Genomic DNA, 22,741 nt, shown 5'->3' with positions numbered 1-22,741 from the left:
CCATGATCGCCGTGGCTTCGCTGGTCCTGTCCCTGATGGGGGCGGGGCCGGCGGCCCCGGCCGACGCGGCGGCGCCCGCCTTCGCCTACGGCGAGGCGCTGCAGAAGTCGCTGTTCTTCTACGAGGCCCAGCAGTCGGGCGAGCTGCCCGGCTGGAACCGGGTCTCCTGGCGCGGGGACTCCGGCCTGGACGACGGCGCGGACGCCGGAGTCGATCTCACGGGCGGCTGGTACGACGCGGGCGACCACGTCAAGTTCGGCTTCCCGATGGCCTTCTCCGCCACGATGCTGGCCTGGGGCGCGGTCGAGTACCGCGACGCCTACGCCTCCTCCGGCCAGCTCTCCCACCTGCTGAACAACCTCAAGTTCGTCAACGACTACTTCGTCAAGGCGCACCCGTCGCCGAACGTGCTCTACGGGCAGGTCGGCAACGGCGGCACGGACCACGCCTGGTGGGGGCCGGCCGAGGCGATGGCGATGAACCGGCCGGCGTACAAGATCGACGCGTCGTGCGGCGGGTCGGATCTGGCGGGGGAGACGGCGGCGGCGATGGCGGCCTCCTCGATCGTCTTCCGCCCGACAAATCCGTCTTATGCCGACACGCTGGTGACGCACGCCAAGCAGCTCTACTCCTTCGCCGACACCGTCAGGAAGAAGTACAGCGAGTGCGTCACCGACGCATCCAGCTACTACAACTCGTGGAGCGGCTACCAGGACGAGCTGGTGTGGGGCGCGATCTGGCTCTACCGGGCCACGAACGACGCCGCCTACCTGGCCAAGGCCGAGAGCGGTTACGCCGGCCTGGGCACCGAACCGCAGAGCACCACGAAGTCGTACAAGTGGACCCTGGCCTGGGACGACAAGTCGTACGGCGCGTACGTGCTGCTGCACAAGCTGACCGGTAAGCAGCAGTACCTCGACGACGCCAACCGCTGGCTCGACTGGTGGACGGTCGGCGTGAACGGCTCGAAGGTGGCCTACTCGCCGGGCGGCCAAGCCGTGCTCGACCGGTGGGGCTCGCTGCGGTACGCGGCCAACACCGCCTTCGCCGCGCTCGTGCACAGTGACGCGATCACCGACGCCACGCGCAAGGCCCGCTACCACGACTTCGCGGTCCGGCAGATCGACTACGCGCTCGGGGACAACCCGCGTAACTCGTCGTACGTGGTCGGGTTCGGCGCCGACCCGCCGAGGAACCCGCACCACCGTACGGCGCACGGCTCGTGGACCGACCAGATCACCAACCCCGAGCAGACCCGCCACACCCTGTACGGCGCGCTCGTCGGCGGCCCGCCCGACCCGAACGACGCCTACACCGACAAACGCGACGACTACGTCATGAACGAGGTCGCCACCGACTACAACGCCGGCTTCACCAGCGCCCTGGCCCGGCTCTACCAGGAGTACGGCGGCGCGCCGGCGGCGAACTTCCCCGTGGCCGAGACCCCGGACGGCCCGGAGATCTTCGTCGAGGCGGGCGTGAACGCCTCGGGCAACGGCTTCACCGAGATCAAGGCCATCGTCCGCAACCAGTCGGCCTGGCCCGCCCGGGTCCTGTCCGACGGCTCGTTCCGCTACTACTTCACCCTCGACGGCTCGACGACCCCGGCGCAGATCAGCGTCTCGTCGGCCTACACGCAGTGCGCGGCGCCGACCGTGCGCCAGGCGAGCGGCAGCACGTACTACGTGAACGTCGACTGCTCAGGACAGGCCATCGCGCCCGCCGGGCAGTCGCAGCACCGCAGGGAGGTGCAGTTCAGGATCACCAGCGCGGGCACGTGGGATCCGGCGAACGACTGGTCGTACCGGAACATCCCGACCACGCCCGGGGCGACGCCGGTGCGCACCCCGAACATCACCCTCCACAGCGGCGGCACCACGATCTGGGGTGAGCCCCCTGGTCCGGTGGAAGAGGACACCACCGCCCCCGGCCGGCCGGGCAGGCCCGCGGTCTCCGCGATCACGGGCTCCTCGGCCAGGCTGAGCTGGGCGGCCGCCACCGACGACGTGGGCGTGACCGGTTATGACGTCTACCTGGGGTCCACCAAGGTAGCGACCGCCACGAGCACGTCGTCCGACCTGAGCGGGCTCACCCCCGCCACGTCCTACACCGCCCACGTGGTGGCCAGGGACGCGGCGGGCAACACCTCGGCCGCCTCGGACAGCGTCTCCTTCACCACCACCGACGCTCCCGCCGGCGGGTGCACGGCCACGTACCAGGTGGTCAACTCGTGGGGCGGCGCGTACCAGGCCGAGGTGACGGTCAGGAACGCCGGCACGTCGCCCACCGGCGCCTGGACGGTCGCCTGGACCACCCCGAGCACGATCACCCAGCTCTGGGGCGGCCGGCACACCGTGTCCGGCACCACGGTCACGGTCAGGAACGAGGCGTGGAACGGCGCTCTCGCGCCCGGCGCGAGCACCACGTTCGGCTTCGTCGCCAACGGCGCCGCCACGACCCCCGACCCGATCAGCTGCACTCCCGGCTGATCCGAGAGCCCGCCCCCGCCGCAGCAGCGGCGGGGGCGGCACCAACGAAGACGGACTGAACCCCCCGGCCATCGGCTGCGTATGAGGAGGTGAGGGCCAACAACAATCCCTGCCCAACACACCATCCCGCCCGGATGGGACGGACGCGGTCGAACCTCCACTCGACCGCGTCCGTTCGTGTGTGGTCCGTTCTCACCCTTGCGTCGGCGCGTAGCTGTGGGTGGTCTGTTCTCACCCTTGCGCCGGCGTGAACCTGTAGGTGATCTGTTCTCAGCCTCGCGCCGGCGCGAACCTGTGGGTGGTCACTTCTCGGCCGTCGCCAGCGCGAACCTCTCCCGCGCCGCGTCGATCGCCGCGTCGTCGCTGAACTCGGCGAACGCCTGCTCGTGGTAACGCTCGGGGATGAGCCGCCGGACCCGCTCCGGGTAGCCGGCGCCCGCCTCGGGCACCCTGACCTGGGGCGGGATGTCAATCTTCACGGCGATCGGGCCCGAGGCGCGCACGGACGACGCCCAGTCCCGGCTCTGGCCGGTGATGGCGCACATGTGACGGGCGTAGACCCAGCGCACCTCGACCAGGGAGGCGGCGTTCGGGGGTTCGGTGCCGAAGGGCTCCACGGCGCACACGACGCCCGCGTCGAAGCTGTGCCCGTGGGAGTGGTGCTCGCCTGGCGAGGCCTGTTCGAGTATCAGGGTCACCTGGGCGGCGAGCTCCTCGTTGAGCTGCGAGGACGGCTGCCTGGCCACGAAGAACGTCACCCCGGCCAGGGTCAGGCCGGCCAGGGTGACGAGTGCCGCGACGAGCCCGCGACGGGTTGAGATCACGGGCTGGTGCAGGTCAGGCTGGGTGCGGGGCTCGGGACCGAGCCGGTGGCGTTGAACCCGAACGAGGTCGACGCGTTCGGTGCGAGCTGTCCGTTGTACGTGGCGTTCTTGACCGCCACGTTCGGCGCCTGTGCGGACAGCACCCCGTTCCACGGCTGGCCGTCGAAGCCCTGGCCGCCGGTGTAGGTCCACTTGACCGTCCAGCCGTTCAGCGCGCTGGTGCCCGTGTTCTTCACGGTCACCTCACCCTGGAAGTGGCCGGCCCAGCCGGTGTCGGTGGCCTTCCACGTGGCGGTGCAGCCGCCGGTGGGAGGAGGGTCGGTCGGATCGGGGTCGGGGTCGGGGTCAGGAGTGCTGCCGCCGGGTCCGACGCCGGTCACCTCGCCGTTGCCGCCGTCGAAGACGACGTCCGAGCAGCTGTAGAAGTTCTCGTTGCTGTCGGAACGGATCCAGTGCGTGTAGATGATGTGCCGCCCGCTCTTGCCTGAGGGCAACTGGGCGTTCCAGTAGTAGTAGTTGAGCCCGCCGGCGCCGCCGGACTTGGGCGGATTCGTGACGCTGCCGAACGGCTCAAGGTCGGACCACTTGAGCGGCCCGTTGGGGTTCCAGCCGTTCTTGGTGATGTAGTAGTTGAACGACCCGGGGTGCTCGGCCCAGTTGCTGTGCCGCATCGTGATGGAGGCCCCGGAGGTCAAGTGGGTCAGCGGCCAGTCGGAGCGGACCGCGTTGTAGGCCGAGAAGTCGTAGGGCCCGCCGGTGCCGCCGCTGCAGAGCTGCCCGTCGGGGATGAATCCGGAGGTCCGGCCGGCGCCGTCGGAGCGCAGCACGGCGAACCAGTTGTAGAGGGGGGTCGTGCCGCTCTGGTTGACGGCGGCGGCGCACGCGGGGTTGTAGGGGAGGATCTGCCCGTTGTCCCGCAGGCCGTCCTGCCAGCACAGGAACGTACGGGCGCCGGGGAACATCGACACTCCGTGCGCCTGTGCCTGCGTGGGGGCCATCAGGACACTGGTGATCAGGACCAGGACGGCGGTGAGTGCCGCCGACTTGAATAACTTCATGGGGATTCCCTTGCGCTGACGACAGAGGAAACTGCCCACGACCTGCCCGCCCGGCCAGCGCATTGAATCACGACATTTCTTGATTCGACAATCTTCAGTGAAACTTTCACGCGATCATGGTCATGGCGAATTTGGGGCTACCCATATGGGAGCGCTCCCACTACGCTCCCTCTCGCGGAGGCAGGGGAGCGGGCTCGCGCGGGGCCACGCATTGTGAGGGGTCTGGCCCGCGCGATGGAGGGGTACGGCTGGTGCGGCCGTACCCCTCGTCAATCCGCCGCTCCCGAACCGCCGCACTCGCTCACGCCGCACCGGCCCTGGTCCCGCTGGCCCTGGTCCCGCCGGTTCAGTCCCGCCGGTTCAGTCCCGCTGTACGGCGGCGTCGATGTCGTCCAGCCTGGCCTGCAGCTCGCTCAGGCAGGCCGGTGTGAGGCGGCCCTCCTGCAACCGGGTGGAGAGCTTGGCGCGCAGGCTCGCCGTCTCGACCTCCGACGGGCCGTGCCGCGGCGCCACCGTGTCGTCGAGGACCTGCCGCAGGTCCAGCACCACGTCATCGTCGGTCGCGCCGCACGGCGTCCGCGCCTCCAGCACCGTTCTGAAGCCGGCCGCGGCCTGCTCGACGGTGATCGCCGTGGCCGGCGAGCGCTCGATCAGGTTGGCCGTGGGCGACGGCGGCGGCTGGGCCGCCCGCTGCGGCTGCTCGGGCGGGTGTTCGGGAGGCCGCGTCTGCTGGAACCAGAGCAGGACCGACAGCGCGATGGCCGCCGAGCCCGCCACCGTGAGCCCGCGCCGCACGTGCCGGCCCAGCGTCGCCGTGCCGAGCGCGGAGGTCAGGGCCGAGACGATCTGCGCCGCCGTCGGCCGCTCCTCGGGCAGGCGCGCCAGGCAGCGCTGGCAGAGCGTGGCCACGGCGTTCGGCACGCCGGGCACCCGGGGCGGTGGCTCGGTCCTGCGGGCCGCCTCGATCTCCTCCCACGTGGTCTCCGGGTACGGCGTGCGCCCGGTGAGCATCGTGTGCAGCAGCACGCCCAGAGCGTAGACGTCGACCGCGGGATCGGTCGGCGCGCCGAGCAGCCGTTCTGGGGCGACGTAGGGAGGGGTGCCACGATCGTCCTCGGGGTCGCCGGCCCAGGCCGCGATGCCGAAGTCGAGCAGCTTGGGACCGGCCGCCGTGAGCAGCACGTTCTCCGCCGTCACGTCCCTGTGCACCAGGCCGCGGGCGTGCCCGGCCATCAGCACCCGCGCCAGCCGCAGCGCGATGGAGGCGGCCTCCTGCCACGGCAGCGGGCCCCGCTCGATCCGCTCGGCCAGCGGCGTGCCGTCGAGCAGCGGCATCACCACGTACGCCGCGACGCCGCCGCTGGTGGTGACGGTCTCGCCGTAGTCGTAGATCTCGATCGAGTCGGGGTGGATGAACCTGGCCGCGGCGCGCGCCTCGCTGCGTACGCTGACCCGCGCTCCCGAGTCGGTGTGCAGGGAGGCGGTGAGCACCTTGACCGCGATCATCCGGTGCAGGGACTGGTCGAAAGCCCGCCAGATGACCGACATGCCCCCTCTGGCCAGCGGGTCCAGCAGCAGGTACCGGCGGGCCAGTACGTCCCCGGGCTCAAGCCGACTCACGGACGACCAGTTCCGTGGGGAGGACGGGGTCGATGCCCGCGGCCCCCGTCAGGAGCAGCCGGGTGGCGACGGTGGCGAGCTCCTCGACGGGCTGGCGGACGGTGGTCAGGGCGGGCACGGTGTGCCTGGCGACGGGGGCGTCGTCGAATCCGATCACCGCGACGTCGGCGGGGATCTTGCGGCCCGCCCTGCGCAGGGCCTGGATGGCGCCGGCCGCCATCAGGTCGGAGGCCACGAACACGGCGTCCAGGCCGGGGGCGTGGCGTAACAGCCACTGCATGGCGTGGGTGCCCGAGGCCGCGGTGAAGTCGCCGTACGCGACGGGGACATCGGGGGCGCCTGCGGCCTGGAGGGTGCGGACGAGGCCCTCCAGCCGGTCTCGGGCGCCGGGTAAGGACGGCGGCCCGCCGATGGCCGCCACGTTTCTGCGGCCGGACAGCAGGAAGTGCTCGGCCGCCTGCCGGCCGCCGTCGAGGTTGTCGACGTCGGCGTACGGGAGCCTGAGGTCGTGGGGCGGCCGGCCGATGTTGCGGACCGGGACGCCCGAGGTGGACAGCTTGATCGCCAGGGGATGGCGTTCCCTGGCGCCCACGATGAGCACCGCGCCGGAGAGGGCGGGCAGCGTGGAGGAGGTGGGGGCGACGGTGGTCACCATCAGGTGGGTGCCGTGTTCGGCGATCACCGCGCCGGCGGCGGACAGGAGCCTGGCGTAGTAGGGCTCGTTGAAGAGCCGGGGGAGATGGTCACAGATCACCGCCGTGACGCCGTCGGCCATGGTCTTCGCGGCCGTCCCCCGGGGTGCGCGTTGCCTGACGTATCCCATGCGGGACACGGCGTCGTAGACTTGGCGGCGGGTCGAGGTACTGACCCGCACCGAGCCCGTGAGGACTCGAGATGCGGTCGCGGGGGAAACCCCGGCAGCGGCCGCCACCTGTGCCAGTGTGGGCTGCTCGGACATGGAGCACCTCGCGGGAAGATCCTGGGAGCGCTCCCACGTTACCAATGTTTCGCCGTTGTTAATAGGGCCTTTGCAAGGAGTGCGTCCCGTTGTACGGACGCACTCCGCATCCGCTCAGCCGGGAAGTGCTGGTAGCCGGCGGGGGTTTCGGTGCCGGATGTGCATCAGGGCCTCTTTCTGGACGCCCTATTCATCCACATCCGGCACTCTGAAAACCGCTGAGGTCACTCCCCGCCCAGGCCCGTGTCCACTCCCGTGTAGTCCTCGTCGCCGTCGGTGACGTCGTCGTCCTCGTCGGGCGTCTCGCGCCTCGGCGCGCAGCCCGAGCCGCAGCCGCCGAACCGCTCGCTGTTGACCGGGGTGAAGGCGGTGGCCGGCGTGCCCTTGAGGGCGGACAGCATGGTGTCCTTCCAGATCGGCCCGGGGATCGAGGCGCCGAAGACGTTGGCGTAGTACCGGCCGCCGATGGTGATGCCGTTGAGCTTGTGGTCCTGGGCGCCGTCCGGGTTGCCGATGCTGACCGCGCCCGCCAGATCCGGGGTGAAGCCGGCGAACCAGGCGGTGGCCTGGTTGTCCGTGGTGCCCGTCTTGCCGGCCGCCGGGCGGCCGATGCCGCCGACGCCGCTCATCGTGCCCTTGGTGAACACGCCGGACAGGATGCTCGCCGCCGCGTCCGCGACCTCGGGGTCGAGCTTCTGCTCGCAGTCGGGCTTGTAGTTCTTCACCTTGCCGTAGCGGTCGGTGATCTTGGTGATGACCATGGGCGTGCAGCGCTTGCCGCGCGCGCCGAGGGTGGCGTAGGCGTTGGCCACGGTCACCGGGTCCATCTCGTTCGTGCCCAGCGTGAACGTCTCGTACTCGGTCAGCGGCAGGCCGTCGGAGCGCTTGATGCCCAGGTCCTTGGCCGTCTTGATCGTGTCACACAGGCCCACCTTCTGCTCAAGCTGCACGAAGAAGGTGTTCACCGACTTCCAGGTGCCGGTCTGCAGCGTCATGAAGCCGCCGCCGCCCTCGTCGTTGGTGACGGTGTGCGTCGGGTCGCCGATGTTCTCGCCCTTGCAGTTCTTGAACGAGGAGTAGTACGGGGACCGGTAGCCGCCACTGACGGAGAAGCCCTCGTTGAGCTTCATGCCCTTCTTGAGCGCGGTGACCAGGGTGAACGTCTTGAACGTCGAGCCCGCCTGGAAGCCGGTGCCGCCACCGTGCGCGGCGTCGGCCACGACGTTGTACGACATCTCCTTCTTGCGCTTGTTGGTGCCGTACTTGCGGCTGGCGGCCATGGCCTTGATCGCGCCGGTGCCGGGCTGGATCAGGGCCTCGGAGGCGACCGGGGCGTCCGAGGCGAACACGTGCTTCTTGATGGCCCGCTCGGCGGCCCGCTGCATCTTCGGGTCGAGCGTGGTCTGGATGGTCAGGCCGCCCCGGTTGAGGAACGCGCTCCTGGTCTTGGCCTTCTTGCCGAAGACCGGGTTGCGCAGCACCTCGTTGCGGACGTACATGCAGAAGTACGGATATTTGCTCTCAGCGCATCCGCCCGGGATCGGGGTGTTCTTGAAGCCGAGCTTCTGGGCCTTGGCCGCGGCGGCCTCTTCCGGCGTGATCTTCTTCAGCTCGGCCATCCGGTCGAGCACCACGTTGCGCCGCGAGAGCAGCCGCTTCTGCTGGGCCTTGCCGATGTTGGGGTCGGTCGCGTTGGGGTCCTGGACCGCTCCGGCCAGCGTCGCCGCCTGGGCCAGCGTCAGGTCCGACGCGCTCACCCCGAAGAAGCGCCTGGCCGCGGCCTCCACGCCGTTGGCGCCCGCGCCGAAGTAGGCGATGTTGAGGTACTTCTCCAGGATCTGGTCCTTGGTGTACTTCTCCTCGACCGCCATCGCGTACCGCAGCTCCTTGAGCTTGCGCGCGTAGCTGGCCTCCAGGGCCGCGGCCTTCGCCTCGTCGGTCTCGGCGGAGTTGAGCAGCACCTGCTTGACGTACTGCTGGGTGATCGACGAACCGCCCTGGGCGATGCCACCCGAGGTGGCGTTCTTGGCCAGGGCCCGGATCGTGCCCTCGATGTCGATGGCGCCGTGCTCGTAGAAACGGAAGTCCTCGATGGAGATGATGGCCGTCTTCATGATGTCGGCCACCTGGTCGAGCGTGACGCTCTCGCGGTACTCCTCCCAGAAGTAGGCGATCTCGTTGCCCTTGGCGTCGAGCAGCGTCGTCCGTTCGGCCAGCGGGGGCTCCTTGAGCTCCTCGGGTTTGATGCCGAGGTCTTCTGAAGCCGAGACGAAGATCGCCCCGGTACCCCCGACCGCGGGCAACGCGATGGCGGCGGCCACTACGCCGGCCGCCGCCGCGGCCGCCGTCAGGCGTGCGACACTCGACAAACGGGAACCCATGACGGTATACCCTCCCCCTCGTGGCAATAGGGTGCATCCTAAACCCGGGCATGACGTGCTCCAGGTAAAAACTTGGACGCTCACTGACCCGGAAATGTTGCTCCTGCGCGGAGTTTTCTGGTGATTCGCCGCCGAAGCGGCGTTCGACCTGGTCGGGACGTACGGGGCCGCCGCGACGCGCGTGACGTGAGCCCGTAGCCTCCGCCCTCCCCGCCGCCTTCATCCGCGTCTTCATGTGGGCCTTCTGCTGGGCCTTCGTCCGCGTCTTGTTCTGTGTCTTCTTCTGGGGCGGCCGAGTTTCCGCCAGGTCAAGGCAAAGAAGCGTGTTGTCCGCCGGGTCGTGGCCGGCCGGTCTGGCAACGTCTGGCAGGGCATTTCTTCCCGGGCCTTGGTGGAGGGGGCTGTATGCGTCGCGTCGGGGACCGTGAGCACGTCGATCGGCTGCTGGCCGCCGCCAGGACATGGTGGGCGGACAGCGCCGGTGACGACGGGTGCGTCGTCGCGGAGGCGTACGACGAGGACCTGCGGGTCGTGGCGCGCACGCTGCTGGTGGCGAAGGCGGTCTGCGGGCTGCTGTCCGCGCGGCTGGTCGTGCTGACCGATCCCGGGTGGACGCGGCTGGCCGAGGCGTTCGGCGGCACCGTGGGCGGGCGGCCGGACGTTCCGCCCCGGGCGCTGGTCACCAGCCGGGCCGGGCGCTCCGTGCCCAGGGAGGTGCCGGTCGTCCACGTGCACGGCACCGGGACGCTGCGGGCGTACGCGCTCTTCCCCGACCAGGGGACGTGCACGATCCAGGACGAGCTGCCCGCCAGGGTCGGCGCCTTCTTCGAGCGGCACGTCTGGCCGCACAGGGAGGCGATCAGGCCCAGCGCCGAACGGGTGGCCCGGCGGGTGGGGCGCGGCTACCAGGTCCGTACGGAGACCGAGCGCCGCCAACTGCGTCACCACGCCTGCTCCCGCCTGGGCATCGACGCCGACCGGCCCACCGTCGCGGTCTTCGGCCACGAGCCCGGCGGGGACGCGGAGCTGTTCGCGGCGACGACGGAGTTCGCCGCGGCCGACCAGAGCGCGAACTGGCTCTTCCTCGACACACCCGCCGATGCCGCCTCCCCGAGCACGCCCAGAAACAGCTCCCGGATCAGGCACGTGAGCGGGAAGATCTCGGCCAACCTGCTGTGGAGCACGGCGGACGTGGGCGTCGCGTTCGGCGACAGCGACCTGCCGGCGTTCGGGATCCCCGTCATCCAGGCCGGCTGGTCCGAGGGCGGCGCCTGCGGGGCCACCCACGTCGCGGGCTCGCCGTCCGAGCACCGCCTGCTGCTGGCCGAGGCCATCGCCAGGGGCGCCAAGGGCGCCGGCTTCCTCGGGCCCGAGCAGCGCGAGCGCGCCCGGCTGTGGCTCTGGCTGCGCCGCTGCGGCGCCGACGTGCCCAGCCAGCTCCTGCCCCACTGGGAGCACGGGGACGACTACGCCAGGGCCATGACGGTCAACCTGCGGCACGCGGAGCCGGACGGCGACGCCCTCTACAGCGCGGTCGGCCGCATGTGGCGATGGCGCGATCCCGTACTCACCCGATTCGACTTCCACGACCCGGCCGCGACGGCCGCCGCACTCATTCCTTCGACGACCGCCGTCCCTTCGAGGAGCACCCGATGACCAGCTCAGGACCCGCCACCGACCTCGACCAGGTGGTTCTTCCCGCCATCCCGCCCGTCCACCTGTCCAGCGGCCGGCTGTCGGCGCTGCAGGTGACCGACCGGCTGCGGCGCGGCAGCCAGATCCTGGGCAGGTTCGAGACGTCCGGGCTGGCCGGCTTCAAGGTCTCCGCCCAGGGACGGGCGCTGCGGGTGCAGGTGTCGCTGTCGACGGACGAGCGGTCGGTGAGCGGCTGGCACGAGGGCCGTACGGAGATGAACCCGCGGCCCCGCCTCGTCCAGGTGCTCTCCCAGGGGCGGCTGCGCCAGTGCGTGCTGTTGCGCGGCAAGAAGGCGCACGCCAGGGTGGCCTTCGACCTGTCGCCCGACGAGATCCCCGACGACGGGCTGATCTGCGTCGAGGCGCTGGACATCACCGAGGGCGACGGCGTCTGCGACGAGGTGCGCACGGCCGTGGCCGGTCGCGTCGCCGAGGACGGGGTGGCCGGGGTGCGGCTGGACAAGGTCGTCTTCGAGGAGCCGCCGGCGGTGGACTACGACCCCGACACGCTCGACGGGGCCCGCTGCGAGCTGTACTCGCTGATCAGCGCGGGCGGCCTGGCCAACGCCAACCGGCAGGGGGCGCGGGTGCTGCGCTCCGGCATGTTCGTGGTCAACCCCGTGCTCAAGGACCGGTTCGGGTCGAGCGGGCGCATCACGCTGCGGCTCGGCACCAAGGCCGAGGCGGTGAGCATGATCCCGGCCACGTGGCGCCGGGTCAACAGCGAGCTGCGCTGGCTGCGCCACACCACCAGGCGGCTGCTGCAGTCGGCGGCGCCGTCCGTCGAGCGGGTGATCAGCGTGCGGGACGGCGACCTGGGGAAGCCCGAGCAACGGGTACGGGGGAACGTCACGGAGCTGGAACTGTCCGACCCGGCGGCCTCGCCCCTGCTGGTGATCCTCGGTCCTTGCCCGGACGCCATCCCGACCCTGGAGTCGGGCACCGCGCACCGATAAGGGCGGAGGGTTCGCCTCGAATAGGATGCGGAGCCATGGGCGACGCCATCGACACGATCATCGAGCAGTGGCGGCGCGAGCGGCCCGACCTCGATCTGTCGGCCATGGACGTCTTCGGCCGGCTCGCCCAGGCCATGCGGCTGATGGCGCCCCAGGTGGACCGGGTCTTCACCAAGCACGGGCTGCGGCAGGGCGAGTTCGACGTGCTGGCCGCGCTGCGCAGGGCCGGGCCCCCGTACACGCTGATTCCCTCCGAGCTGTCGGAGGTGCTGATGATGTCGCGGGCCGGGATGACCAACCGGATCGACCGGCTGGAGGCGGCCGGGCTGGTCGAGCGCAGCCTCGACCCGGCCGACCGGCGCAGCTTCCTGGTCAGGCTGACCGAGCGGGGCCTGCGGGTCATCGACGACACGCTCACCGAGCACGCCGCCAACCTGGCCCGCCTGGCCGCGCCGCTCGGCCGCGAGGAGATGGAGACGCTGGCCGGGCTCCTGCGCAAGCTGGCCGACAGCTTGGAGTGAGCAGTCGGGAAAAATGGCAAATACCCCGTGTTATCACCGCTCAGCGGGCAGTGTGGTGATGTGGGCGATGGCGGTTTGCGGATCGAGACGACGAGGCACCTCCATTGCACCGTCCTGCGCGCCGGCGGCGTCCTCGACCACGCCGGCCGGGTCAGGTTCAGCGACCGCATCAACCAGGTGTGGAACTGGTCGGTCGGCCCCGTCCTCGTGTTCGACCTGGCCGACCTCGACTTCTTCGACTCCTCGGTCATCGGCGTGCTCGCGATGGCGATGCAGCGGATGGAGGAGCAGGGCGAGGGCCGGATCATCCTGGTACGGCCCTCGGACCACCTGCTGTCCGTCCTGCGGCTGACGGACCTGCTGTCACGTGTGGAGCTGCGCGGGAGCGTCGAGGAGACGGTGGCGGAGCTGATGCTCCAGTCGGAGGCCAGCCCCTGACCCGCCGCCCCGCCGCACAGCACCGCCGAAACGCCGCCGAAACGCCGCCCCACCGTCGGCCTACAGGCCGTACGCCTCCAGCAGCCGCAGCCAGATCTCGCTCACCGTCGGGAAGGTCGGGACCGCGTGCCAGAGCAGGTCGAGCGGCACCTCGGCGGTCACCGCGATCGTGGCGGAGTGGAGCAGGTCGGCCGTCGCGGGCCCGACGAACGTGACCCCGACCAGCACCCTCCTGTCCTCGTCCACCACGGCCTTGGCCTTGCCCCGGTAGCCGTCGCCCATCAGGTAGGCCCCCGTGACCGAGCCCAGGTCGTACTCGACCGCGCGGACCCGGATGCCCGCCGCGCGGGCCGCCTCCTCGCTGAGGCCGACCGCGCAGACCTGCGGGTCGGTGAAGACGACCTGCGGTGAGCGGGCGCCGCCGACGAGGTCGCGCATCGCGGGCAGCTCGTCGCCGCGCGCCCGCGCCGCGATCACGTCGCCGCAGATCCTGGCCTGGTACTTGCCCATGTGGGTGAGGAGCGCGCGCCCGTTGACGTCGCCCACGGCGTACAGCCAGCCGTCGGCGACCCCGGTGGCCCGCATGCTGTCGTCGACCTCGACGATCGCGCCGTCGGGCAGGCCGACCGCCGAAAGCCCCAGGTCGCCGGTCGCGGGCCGGCGGCCGGTGGCCACCAGCAGCTCGTCAGCCTCCAGCGGTGGGCCCTCCGGCAGGTGCACGGTCACCTTCCCGCCCGGCTCGGGACGTTCGACGCGGACGGCGTCGGTGTGGGTGCGCAGCTCGATCCCGGCGTCGGCGAACGACTCGGCCAGCAGCTCTCCCGCGAACGGCTCCATGCGGCTGAGCAGGCGGTCGCCCCGGACGAGCACGGTCGTCGAGCGTGCGCCCAGCCCGTGCATGGCCTGCGCCATCTCACACGCCACCACGCCGCCGCCGATCACGACCAGGCGCTCGGGGACCGACGTGGTCGCGGTCACCTCGTGGCTGGTCCACGGCCGCGCCTCTGCCAGGCCCGGCGTGGGCGGGATCGCGGGGACGCTGCCGGTGGCCAGGACGACCGCCTGGCGGGCGGTGATCACGCGCTCGCTGCCGTCCTCGGCGGTGACGCGGACGCGTCTGGGCCCGTCGAGGCGGCCCTTGCCCCGGAAGAACTCGGCCGGGACGCTCTCGATCCAGCGCACCTGGCCGCTGTCGTCGAAGTTCGACACGGTCTCGTCGCGCCTGGCCAGCACCGCGGCCACGTCGATCGGCCCGAGCGAGAGCCCCGGCACCCGCCGTACCTCCCCGGCCAGGTCGACCGGCCGCAGCAGCGCCTTGCTTGGCACGCACGCCCAGTAGGCGCACTCGCCGCCGGCCAGCCGCTCCTCGACGATGGCCGCCGTCAGGCCGCCGCGCACGGCCCGGTCGACGACGTTCTCGCCGGCCGGACCGGCGCCGATCACGATGACGTCGAACTCGTCAGCCACTGCTGCCTCCCCAGGCACGGTATTCGTCCTCTTCTCGCATCGTTTCACGGCGAGCCGCCGCAATCGTGGTGCCTGGCCCCGGTGTCGTCCGTCCGTCGGTTTCGCCCGCGCGTACGGCTCCCGTCGGGGTCCGTTCACCCAAGGGCCCTAGCGTGCCCCGCATGGCTGATCGCTACCCGACCTCGGTGCCGTACCGGCAGGCGACGGACGGCTATCACACGTACCGGATCCCGGCGACTGTGGTCACGGCGGCGGGCACGGTCCTGGCGTTCGCGGAGGGGCGGCGCGGCTCGGCGTCCGACTCCGGCCACATCGACCTCGTGCTCAAGCGGTCGGAGGACGGCGGGCGTACGTGGGGCCCGTTGCAGGTCGTGGCCACGGAGCCGAACCGGGGCACCGCGGGCAACCCCGCGCCCGCGGTGCGCGGCGACGGGCGGATCGTGCTGGTGCACGTCCGGCAGGGCCCGACGGCGACCGAGGAGAAGATCAGGCGCGGTCAGGTGGCGGCCGACGCGGGTCGGCGGGTGTTCGTCCAGGTCAGCACGGACGACGGCGTCACCTGGCCGGCGCCGCGCGAGATCACCGCCGAGGTGAAGCGGCCCGGCTGGCGCTGGTACGCGACCACGCCGGGCCACGCGCTCGTGCTGCGTCACGGCCCGCACGCCGGCCGCCTGGTGGTCCCCGCCAACCACTCGCTGCCGCCCACCGGCAAGGACGACGGGACCGAGGGCAAGTACAACGGCGGCCACGCGCTGCTGAGCGACGACGGCGGCACGACCTGGCGCACCGGCTACGTCGACGACAACCCCGACGGGTACGTCAACGTCAACGAGACCACCGCCGCCGAGCTGCCCGCCGGACGCCTCTATCTCAACACCCGCACCGACTCCACCGCCCCCGGCACCAGGGCCGACGCCTACTCGGCCGACGGCGGCCAGACGCTTGAGCTGCCCTTCCGCCCGCAGGCCGGGCTGACCGGGCCGGTGGTGGAGGGGAGCCTGCTGTGGTGCGACGGGCCCGAGGTGCTGCTGTTCTCGGGACCGGCGGCTCCCGACGCACGGGCGGTGATGACGGTGCGCGCCAGCGACGACCACGGTCTCACCTGGCGGGTGGCGCACACGGTGTCGGGGTTGCCCGCCGCCTACTCCGACCTCGTCCGCGTGGACGGCGACACGGTCGGGCTGCTCTTCGAGACCGGGAACTTCGGCCCGTACGAGAGCATCGCCTTCCGCCGGATCCCGGTCGCCGAGATGGCCGCCCGCTGAGGCGGCTGCTCACCGAGACGGCAGGGGTCAGGGCTCCCGGGGGTGGATCTCCTTCATCACCATGATCAGGCCGTGCACGGCGTCGTCCTCCGTGCGCAGGTGTGACAGGCGCACGTCGAGCCGCGTCGGACGCCCGCGCCGGTTGACCGCGTCGAGCAGCAGTCCCTCGCCCTGGACCGGCGGCCGGGACCGGTCGGCCAGCGCGGCGCGCAGACGGGGGCACAGCACGTCGAGCGGCAGGCCGGCGTCGAGCTCGGCCAGCGGCAGACCGGCCGCCTCGTCGGCGCGCACCCCCCACAGCTCCTCCGCCCCCGGGCCCCAGACGACCACACGTAACTGCTCGTCCAGCACCACCACCGCGTCGCCCAGGCTGCGCACCACCGAGGAGACGAACCGGTTGACCTCGTCCAGCTCGATCGTGCGGGTCGTCAGGACGTCGTTGAGGTGCCGCAGCTCGTCGTTGGTGGACTGCAGCTCCTCGTTCATCGTCTCCAGTTCCTCGTTGGTGGACTGGAGTTCTTCGTTGGTCGTCTCCAGTTCCTCGTTGGTGGACTGGAGCTCCTCGTTGGTCGCCTCCAGCGCCTCGTTGAGCGAGCGCAGCTCCGTGTAGGCCTGTTCGAGCCGGCGGTTGGCCTGCTTCAGTTCGTCCCTGAGCCGGCGGTAGCGGGTGACATCGTAGAAGTGGATGCTCACCCCGGCCAGGTCGCCCGACACCAGCAGGGGGACGACGGAGACGTCGAAGACCTCGGGCGCGGGCAGGCCGGCGCGGTACCAGTTCACCTCGCGCAGCTCCACCGGACCCCGGCCTTCGCACGCCTGCTCGATGACGGAACGCAGCTCGACGGGCCAGTAGGAGACCTCAAGATCCTGGAACGGGCGGCCGACGTCACGCGGGCCGAGGCCGAACAGGGCCGCGGCCCTGGAGTTGGCCAGCGCCAGGTTGCCGGGGACGTCCACGACGATCTGGGCCACGGGGCCGCAGTCCAGCGCCACGGACGCGAGCGCGGGCGGACCGGCGACCCGGTCGGCGGGGCAACCGGTGACGCCGCCGGTGACGCCGCCGGTGACGCCGCCGGTGACGCCGCCGGTGACGCCGCTGGTGACGTCGCCTGTGATCGGGCCGCGCTTGCGAAACAGCCGCAGGCCGAGGTCTAACGGCTCGAACGCGTGCTGCTGCTGCCCGAGCAGCATCTCGGCCTTGCCGAGGAAGAGGAAGCCGGGGTCGGACAGGGCGAAGTGGAAACGCCTGACGACGTCGAGCTGCGTCTCGGTGTTGAAGTACATCAGCGTGTTACGGGCCACCAGCAGGTCGACGCGGGAGATGGGGGCGTCCCGGGTGAGGTCGTTGCGGCCGAAGACGAGCCGGCCGCGCAGGTCGTGGCGGAAGGCGGAGCCGCCGTCCGCCGGCTCGAAGTACCTCTCGCGCAGGTCCGCCGGCACGTCGGCGAGCGCCCGGTCGCTGTAGACGCCGGCCCTGGCCGCCCGCACGGACTTCTCATCGAGGTCGGTGCCATAGATCTTGACCCGCCGGCGGAACTCGTCCGCGCCGAGCTCCTCGGCCAGGATCATGGCGAGCGTGTAGGTCTCCTCGCCGGTCGCGCAACCGGCGCTCCACACCCGGATGGGCCGGCTCGCCGGCTCCAGGTCCAGCAGCGCCGGGACGATCAGCTCACGCAGCCGCTGCCAGGCGGTCGCGTCCCTGAAGAACTCGGTGACGTTGATCAGCAGGCTGTCGAAGAGCTTCGTGAACTCGCCCGGTTCGAGTTCGAGCAGGTCGCGGTACGCGTCGTAGTCGCGCAGACCCAGCGCTTCGAGCCGCCGGGCGATGCGCCGGATCAGGGTGGTGCGTTTGTAGCCCGAGAAGTCGAAGCCGCGAGTCTCCCTGAGAAGAAGGAGGAGCTCGTCGAACTTCCGCTCTTCCTGCGTCGTCACGAGCGAAGCCTACGCCGATTGGGTGCGCCCGGCCTGGTGAGAGCCTCATCCTCGGTTCAGCCGGAACGACGTGGGGAGCTTGAGCGAGCCGAGGCTCACGTAGCCGAGGCTGATCACCGCGCGGGCGCGGACGAGGTTGCTGCGCATGGCCGCCAGGTTGTCGTCGCACCGTTCGAGGGTGGTGTGCAGCAGCGAGCGGGCCTCGACCGCGGTCGCGCGCCGCCTGGCCAGCGTCTGCTTCTGGTCGAACGCCTGCTGGCGCAGCATGCGCGAGCGCTCGACGAGCGGCGCCAGCGAACCGGCGGACGTGACGGGAGCCACCGGGCTCGCGGCCGGCTCCTCCTCCAGGCGCGCTTCACCGGCCTGGACGGCGAGCGGTTGCGTCGGCGACGGCTCGCGCCGCGCCCTGAAGCGGCGGCGGGCGCCGGACTGGAGACGTGGCTGGAGGCGCATGTACGGCAGGTGGCGGTACGCCCCGCCAGGCGGGACCCCGGTCCGGTGATCCGCCCCGTGTTCCGTGCCGTGTTCCGACCGGTATTCCGTTTGGTATTCCGGCACCCCGGCGGACGCGAGCGCCTCCGTCATGCTGGCGAAGACGGGGAACGACATCTGGTCCTGCTCGCTCATCAGCGAGATGAGCCGGCGCAGCGGCGGCTGGGGCTCGGCCACGGCCAGGTGGCCGCCCTTGGCCCGCAGGGCGGCATGGGTGGTCGCCAGTTGTTCGAGGCCGTTGAGGTCGCAGAACCAGAGGTCCGCCGCCGCCACGAGCACGTGTTTGACGGGGGACTTGGGCAACGGGTCGAGGAACGCGGCCAGCACCGGCCTCGTCGTGACGTCCAGCTCTCCCGTCAGGGCGATCACCAGGGTGGCGTCATCGATCGGGACGAGCCGTACCGACAGCTGCATCATCGCGTTCCTCCCTCCGGCCATCCACGCGATGGACGCCCGCGCGAACCACCGGGCCGGCCCTCATTCTCCTCCCGCGCACGGAAAAGGGCCAGGCGCTTACGCGTTGTGCTCGGTCAGCGGGTTGGGCAGGCTCGTCCAGTTGCCGCCGGGCGGGGCGCCCTCCAGCCGGGCGGCCAGGTGGGCCTTGGCCGCGATCCGGTCGCCGAACAGGGCGGCGCGGTCCGCGCGTACGTCACGGGTGCCCGGCAGCCGTTCCGACGCCGCACGGGCGGCGGCGGCCAGCACGTGCCAGAGCCGGCCCTCCAGAGCCCGGTCACCCTGGCCGAACAGGGCCACAAGGCTGCCGAACGTGGTCCCGACCAGCGAGCCGAGCAGCTTGGCGTGCAGGACCGCGGGGTCGTCGCTGAGCAGCCTGGCGCTCACCGGCGGCGTCTCGACGCCGTTGCGGGTCAGGCGGGCCGGGCTGATCCTGACGTCGGCCAGGTCACGGTAGATCAGCCGGTACGGCAGCCCGTCCCCGCCGAGCACGACCAGCAGGTTCTGGCCGTGCGCCTCCAGCGCCACGCCGAGCGCGAGCAGGCCGAACGCGTCCGTCACGGCCAGGCGGGCGAACGCGTCCAGCCAGGCCGCGGGGTCACCGACCATCGTCCTGGTGAGCGCCGCCACCGGCAGCACCGTGCCCTGGGCCGTCACGGGCTCGCGCAGCATGACCGACAGATCGGCGCTGTGCCCATCTGCCGATCCGCCCGTGTCGAGCGGGCCGGCCGCGCCGGCCAGGTAGCGGGCGATGCCCGGCGTGCCGCCGCAGCGGGCCGACAGGCGGGTGAGCAGGTCGGACAGGGGCACGCAGTCACGTACGGAGCCGGGGGAGATGTCCCTGACGTCCGAGGTCATGCGCGTGCTGAACGCCGTCTTCAGATGCGGGCTCCCGTCGAGGGGCACGAGGGTGCGTACGGACATGAGCGGGCGCGCGGGAACGGCCCCCGTGGCGTAAGGACGCAGCCCCAGATCGGGCAGGACGTGCCGGGTCTGCCAGGGGTGCACGGGCAGCAGCAGCCGGTCGCCGTCCATGAGGGAGGACGGCCACGGGCCCGAGACGAGGCAGCGGGCGGCGGGCAGCGCCAGCAGGTCGAGCAGCACCGTGGGCCGGTGCTCCGGCATGTACGCCAGTTGCTCGGCGACCGACACGCCCGGCCGGTTGCGGCAGCCGGGGTGGTAGGGATGGCCGTCCACCACGCTCTGCTCGTGCTCCACCAGCCCTTTGGGGCTGTGCGGTGGGGCGCCGGCCCGCGACAGGGCCAGCGAGGCGACGCTGTTGTCCAGGTCGGCGATCAGCCGGTCGGCGCCGGGCAGGCCGAGGGCGGCCAGCAGCGCGGCCGGATGCGTGTGGGGCTCGCCGTCCAGGTGCAGCACCGGCTCGTCCCCGACGTCGTACGGCCTGCGCTCCGGCCCCGTGAGCCTGCGCCCGTCGGCCAGCAGCACGATCGACGGGCCCCGGGCGGTCAGGCCGGGCAGCGGCTCGTACAGCAGCCCCCGCCACAGCCGGCCCAGGACGGCGGCACGCGCGCCCGGGAGGGCATCGGCGTACGCGGCGGACAGATCAGGACGTACGAGGTCGAGCTGCGCCGCGAACTCCGCCTCCGAAAGGCTCATATATCCCATCTATCCCATCAATCTGCCTGGTAGCTACCCTGTGGGCACGGAGGAGGCAAAGGGTAGGAGTACGGTCGCCATGGCATCCACCGACGGCCTCCTCCCGTTCTCTGGGCCGGAGCGGGAGGCAGCGACCCGGGCTTCGGCCCTCGCGGTGACGGCGCTGCTCAACTGCCTGATCCGCGAAGTGGCCCGACCCGCCGTGCCCGGCGAGTACGTTCTGCCCGCGACCGGCCACGTGCTGCGCGTCGGCGGCGACCGGTATCCCGCCGCTCCCTCCCTGCGCACCCCGGACGGCTGGTGCCCGCTGGAGCTGCCGGACCTGGTCGCGCTGACGGCCGCCGAGCTGCGGGCGGCCACCGGGGCGGGCAACGACGAGCTGCCCGCCGAGATCCTGCGCAGCCGCGACGTGACGGCCGCCCTGCTGCTGGCCAGGCGGGCCGCCGTGCCGCCCGCCGACCTCTACCTGCGCTCGGAGCAGGCCCTGGTGGCCGGCCACCGCTACCATCCCGCGCCCAAGGCCAGGGGCGGGGGGAGCCGGGAGTCGTGGCTGCCGTACGCGCCGGAGGCCGCCGCGAGCTTCGCGCTGCCGCTGCTCGGGGTGCCGGTCGAGGACCTGGTGGAGGAAGGGGACGCGGGCGCTCTCGACCTGCTCGGCGACCCGGCCGGCGACGGCTTCGCCCTCCTGCCCGCCCACCCGTGGCAAGTGGCCCTGCTCGGCGGCCTGCGCGGGGGGCGGTTGCGGCATCTCGGGTTCACGGAGGCGACGGCGGTGGCGACGGCGTCGATCCGCACGGTGTACCTGCCGGAGCCCGACCTGTTCTGCAAGTTCAGCCTGGACGTGCGCATCACGAACGACGTACGCCGCCTCTGGCTGCACGACCTGAGCCGGCTCACGCTGGTGACGGCCCTGCTGGACGAGGTCTTCGACGACCTGCCCGGCCACCTCCCGCGCCCCGCCGTGCTGCGCGACCGCGGCTGGCGCAGCGTACGGCTGGGCGGGGACGGCGGTGAGGCGCTGGCCGTGATCGTCCGCGACGGGCTGCGGGGACACGTGCGCCCCGGCCTGACCGCGCTGCTGGCGGCGGGCGTCAGCGAGGGCTTCCCCGGCAACCCGCTCGACGGGCTGGACGAGGACGCGGCCTTCGTCTGGTGGGAACGCTACCTGGAGCACGTGGTGCCGCCGGTGCTGCACGCGTACCTGCGTCATGGGGTGGTCCTGGAGTCCCACCTGCAGAACGTGCTCGTCGCGGTGGACGCGCTGGGCCTGCCCGCGCAGGTCCTGTTCCGCGACGCCGAGGGCGTCAAGCTGGTGGCCGAGCGGCATCCGGAGCTCAGCGCGCCCGTGCTGGGCGCGGAGCGGGCGTGGGAGCGGCTGGTGTACTGCCTGCTGACCAACAACCTCTGCGAGATCGCCGGCGCCGTCGCCGAACGCCATCCGCGTTTGCGCGGTGAGTTGTGGGCGCGGGCCAGGGCGGTGTTCGCCGCCGCCGCCAAGGACCACGGGGATCCGGCCGAGCTGCGCGACCTGCTCGCGGCCCCGCACATCCCGGCCAAGGCCAACCTGCTGCTGCGCTGGCTGGACGCCGACGGAGGGGCCATGCGCTGGGTGCCCGTCCCCAATCCGTTGAGACTCTTTACGGCATAAGCTATTGTCGTCCCAACAATTCTTTACGCTGTATCGAGTTAGGGGCGGGCCCATGGTTCAGGTCACGATGCACGACGGCAGCACGATCGAGGCGGAGGTGCACGGCTCGGGACCGGCCCTGCTGCTGCCGGTCGATCCCACGCCTGTGGAGGGCGAGCAGGCCGACGAGATGCGCAAATGGGGCAACGACCCGGCGCTCGGCCGCTCCCTGATCGACGGGCTCAGCGACGTCTTCCAGGTCGTCGCCTTCGACTACACCGGGCACGTGCTGAACGCGCCCAAACCGGACACGCTCACCCCCGCCAACGTCGTCGCCGACCTGCTGGCCGTGGCCGACGCCGTCGGGGCCGAGCGGTTCGCGTACTACGGCTACTCGTGGCTCGGGCTCAGCGGGCTGCAGCTCGCGCTCAGGACCGACCGGCTCTCCGCGCTGGTGATGGGCGGATATCCGCCGTACGAGGGGCCGTACGCCGAGATGCTGAAGGTCACCATGGCGGCGTACGAGCAGGCCCTCGCGCCCACGCCCGCGCCCGCCCCGAAGGAGAAGAGCTCCGACGACGCCTTCGACTGGTCCTCGGTCGAGGTCAGCACGACCGTGGACCAGAGCAAGCAGTTCGTCACGCTGTACGAGGCGCTGCGGAGCTTCGACGACACGGCGGTCCGGCTCTCCTGCCCCCGGCTGTGCTTCGCCGGCGCCGAGGACAAGATCACCTACGAGGAGCGGTGGGGCGGCGTGGTCGTCGACCTCGCCGGACCGCTGGTGCGGCACCGGGCGGAGCTGGAGGCACTCGGCTGGGACGTCGTGGTGCTCGACGGGCTTGACCACATGAGCGCCATGCAGGCGACGAACGCACTGCCGGTCCTGCGACCGTGGCTCACCGAGACACTGCTGAAGTGACCCGTCAGTGGTTCTCGCGGCGCGCCCGG

General features: G+C 71.6%; 17 protein-coding genes. 8 read left to right on the top strand and 9 right to left on the bottom strand.

Annotated elements, in window-relative coordinates:
* Window positions 1-2: 2 nt before the first annotated feature.
* Window positions 3-2,489: a glycoside hydrolase family 9 protein gene (locus tag AB0C27_RS21535; RefSeq protein WP_357846657.1), complete on the top strand. Its 2,487-nt coding sequence runs from the start codon at window positions 3-5 to the stop codon at window positions 2,487-2,489.
* Between the two features lie 302 nt (window positions 2,490-2,791).
* Here the strand turns inward: AB0C27_RS21535 and AB0C27_RS21530 are convergent, their stop codons facing one another.
* From AB0C27_RS21530 to AB0C27_RS21510, 5 genes are all read right to left on the bottom strand, one after another.
* Window positions 2,792-3,313 (bottom strand): hypothetical protein, encoded by a 522-nt coding sequence (locus AB0C27_RS21530; RefSeq protein ID WP_357846504.1) that lies wholly within the window; start codon window positions 3,311-3,313, stop codon window positions 2,792-2,794.
* Entirely contained in the window at window positions 3,310-4,371 is a 1,062-nt protein-coding gene (locus tag AB0C27_RS21525) for a lytic polysaccharide monooxygenase (protein ID WP_357846502.1), read from the bottom strand. The genes AB0C27_RS21530 and AB0C27_RS21525 overlap by 4 nt, the downstream gene beginning before the upstream one ends.
* A gap of 360 nt (window positions 4,372-4,731) precedes the next feature.
* Window positions 4,732-5,991: a serine/threonine-protein kinase gene (locus AB0C27_RS21520; protein ID WP_357846500.1), complete on the bottom strand. Its 1,260-nt coding sequence runs from the start codon at window positions 5,989-5,991 to the stop codon at window positions 4,732-4,734.
* The gene (locus tag AB0C27_RS21515) at window positions 5,978-6,949 is read right to left on the bottom strand and encodes a LacI family DNA-binding transcriptional regulator (RefSeq protein WP_357846498.1); all 972 of its coding nucleotides are present in this window, start codon (window positions 6,947-6,949) and stop codon (window positions 5,978-5,980) included. Before AB0C27_RS21515 ends, AB0C27_RS21520 begins: the two co-directional genes overlap by 14 nt.
* Before the next feature lie 224 nt (window positions 6,950-7,173).
* Complete coding sequence (locus AB0C27_RS21510; protein ID WP_357846496.1) at window positions 7,174-9,330, bottom strand: transglycosylase domain-containing protein; 2,157 nt, start codon at window positions 9,328-9,330, stop codon at window positions 7,174-7,176.
* A gap of 405 nt (window positions 9,331-9,735) precedes the next feature.
* Here AB0C27_RS21510 and AB0C27_RS21505 point away from each other — a divergent pair, with 405 nt between their 5' ends.
* The 4 genes from AB0C27_RS21505 to AB0C27_RS21490 are packed head-to-tail and all read left to right on the top strand — an operon-like array spanning window position 9,736 to window position 12,940.
* Window positions 9,736-10,986: a hypothetical protein gene (locus AB0C27_RS21505; protein WP_357846494.1), complete on the top strand. Its 1,251-nt coding sequence runs from the start codon at window positions 9,736-9,738 to the stop codon at window positions 10,984-10,986.
* Window positions 10,983-11,981 carry a hypothetical protein gene (locus AB0C27_RS21500; RefSeq protein WP_357846492.1) on the top strand — a complete coding sequence of 333 codons (999 nt, stop codon included), beginning with the start codon at window positions 10,983-10,985 and terminating at the stop codon, window positions 11,979-11,981. Before AB0C27_RS21505 ends, AB0C27_RS21500 begins: the two co-directional genes overlap by 4 nt.
* 35 nt (window positions 11,982-12,016) lie before the next feature.
* Window positions 12,017-12,502 (top strand): MarR family transcriptional regulator, encoded by a 486-nt coding sequence (locus tag AB0C27_RS21495; RefSeq protein WP_357846490.1) that lies wholly within the window; start codon window positions 12,017-12,019, stop codon window positions 12,500-12,502.
* A 60-nt stretch (window positions 12,503-12,562) separates the two neighbouring features.
* Window positions 12,563-12,940, top strand: coding sequence for an STAS domain-containing protein (locus AB0C27_RS21490; RefSeq protein ID WP_357846488.1), 378 nt, complete (start codon window positions 12,563-12,565; stop codon window positions 12,938-12,940).
* A gap of 60 nt (window positions 12,941-13,000) precedes the next feature.
* Here the strand turns inward: AB0C27_RS21490 and AB0C27_RS21485 are convergent, their stop codons facing one another.
* Window positions 13,001-14,407, bottom strand: coding sequence for an NAD(P)/FAD-dependent oxidoreductase (locus AB0C27_RS21485; RefSeq protein ID WP_357846486.1), 1,407 nt, complete (start codon window positions 14,405-14,407; stop codon window positions 13,001-13,003).
* Window positions 14,408-14,568: 161 nt separating this feature from the next.
* Between AB0C27_RS21485 and AB0C27_RS21480 the strand changes: the two genes are divergently transcribed.
* Window positions 14,569-15,672 carry a sialidase family protein gene (locus tag AB0C27_RS21480; protein ID WP_357846484.1) on the top strand — a complete coding sequence of 368 codons (1,104 nt, stop codon included), beginning with the start codon at window positions 14,569-14,571 and terminating at the stop codon, window positions 15,670-15,672.
* Window positions 15,673-15,699: 27 nt separating this feature from the next.
* Here the strand turns inward: AB0C27_RS21480 and AB0C27_RS21475 are convergent, their stop codons facing one another.
* From AB0C27_RS21475 to AB0C27_RS21465, 3 genes are all read right to left on the bottom strand, one after another.
* On the bottom strand, window positions 15,700-17,604 hold the full coding sequence (locus tag AB0C27_RS21475; RefSeq protein ID WP_357846482.1) for a CheR family methyltransferase: 1,905 nt from the start codon (window positions 17,602-17,604) through the stop codon (window positions 15,700-15,702).
* A gap of 45 nt (window positions 17,605-17,649) precedes the next feature.
* The gene (locus AB0C27_RS21470; protein ID WP_357846480.1) at window positions 17,650-18,513 is read right to left on the bottom strand and encodes an STAS domain-containing protein; all 864 of its coding nucleotides are present in this window, start codon (window positions 18,511-18,513) and stop codon (window positions 17,650-17,652) included.
* A 96-nt stretch (window positions 18,514-18,609) separates the two neighbouring features.
* Window positions 18,610-20,166, bottom strand: a complete 1,557-nt coding sequence (locus AB0C27_RS21465) for an IucA/IucC family protein (protein ID WP_357846478.1) — start codon at window positions 20,164-20,166, stop codon at window positions 18,610-18,612.
* Between the two features lie 79 nt (window positions 20,167-20,245).
* Here AB0C27_RS21465 and AB0C27_RS21460 point away from each other — a divergent pair, with 79 nt between their 5' ends.
* Window positions 20,246-21,814, top strand: coding sequence for an IucA/IucC family C-terminal-domain containing protein (locus tag AB0C27_RS21460; protein WP_357846476.1), 1,569 nt, complete (start codon window positions 20,246-20,248; stop codon window positions 21,812-21,814).
* Window positions 21,815-21,866: 52 nt separating this feature from the next.
* Complete coding sequence (locus AB0C27_RS21455) at window positions 21,867-22,712, top strand: alpha/beta hydrolase (protein WP_357846474.1); 846 nt, start codon at window positions 21,867-21,869, stop codon at window positions 22,710-22,712.
* Window positions 22,713-22,741 lie beyond the last annotated feature (29 nt).

Origin of the sequence: Nonomuraea sp. NPDC048882 (assembly GCF_040649755.1) — a bacterium.
GTDB classification, from domain to species: Bacteria; Actinomycetota; Actinomycetes; order Streptosporangiales; family Streptosporangiaceae; genus Nonomuraea; species Nonomuraea maheshkhaliensis.
Note: the sequence above shows the minus strand (reverse complement) of the source record. Positions and strands in the feature narration are given on the sequence as shown.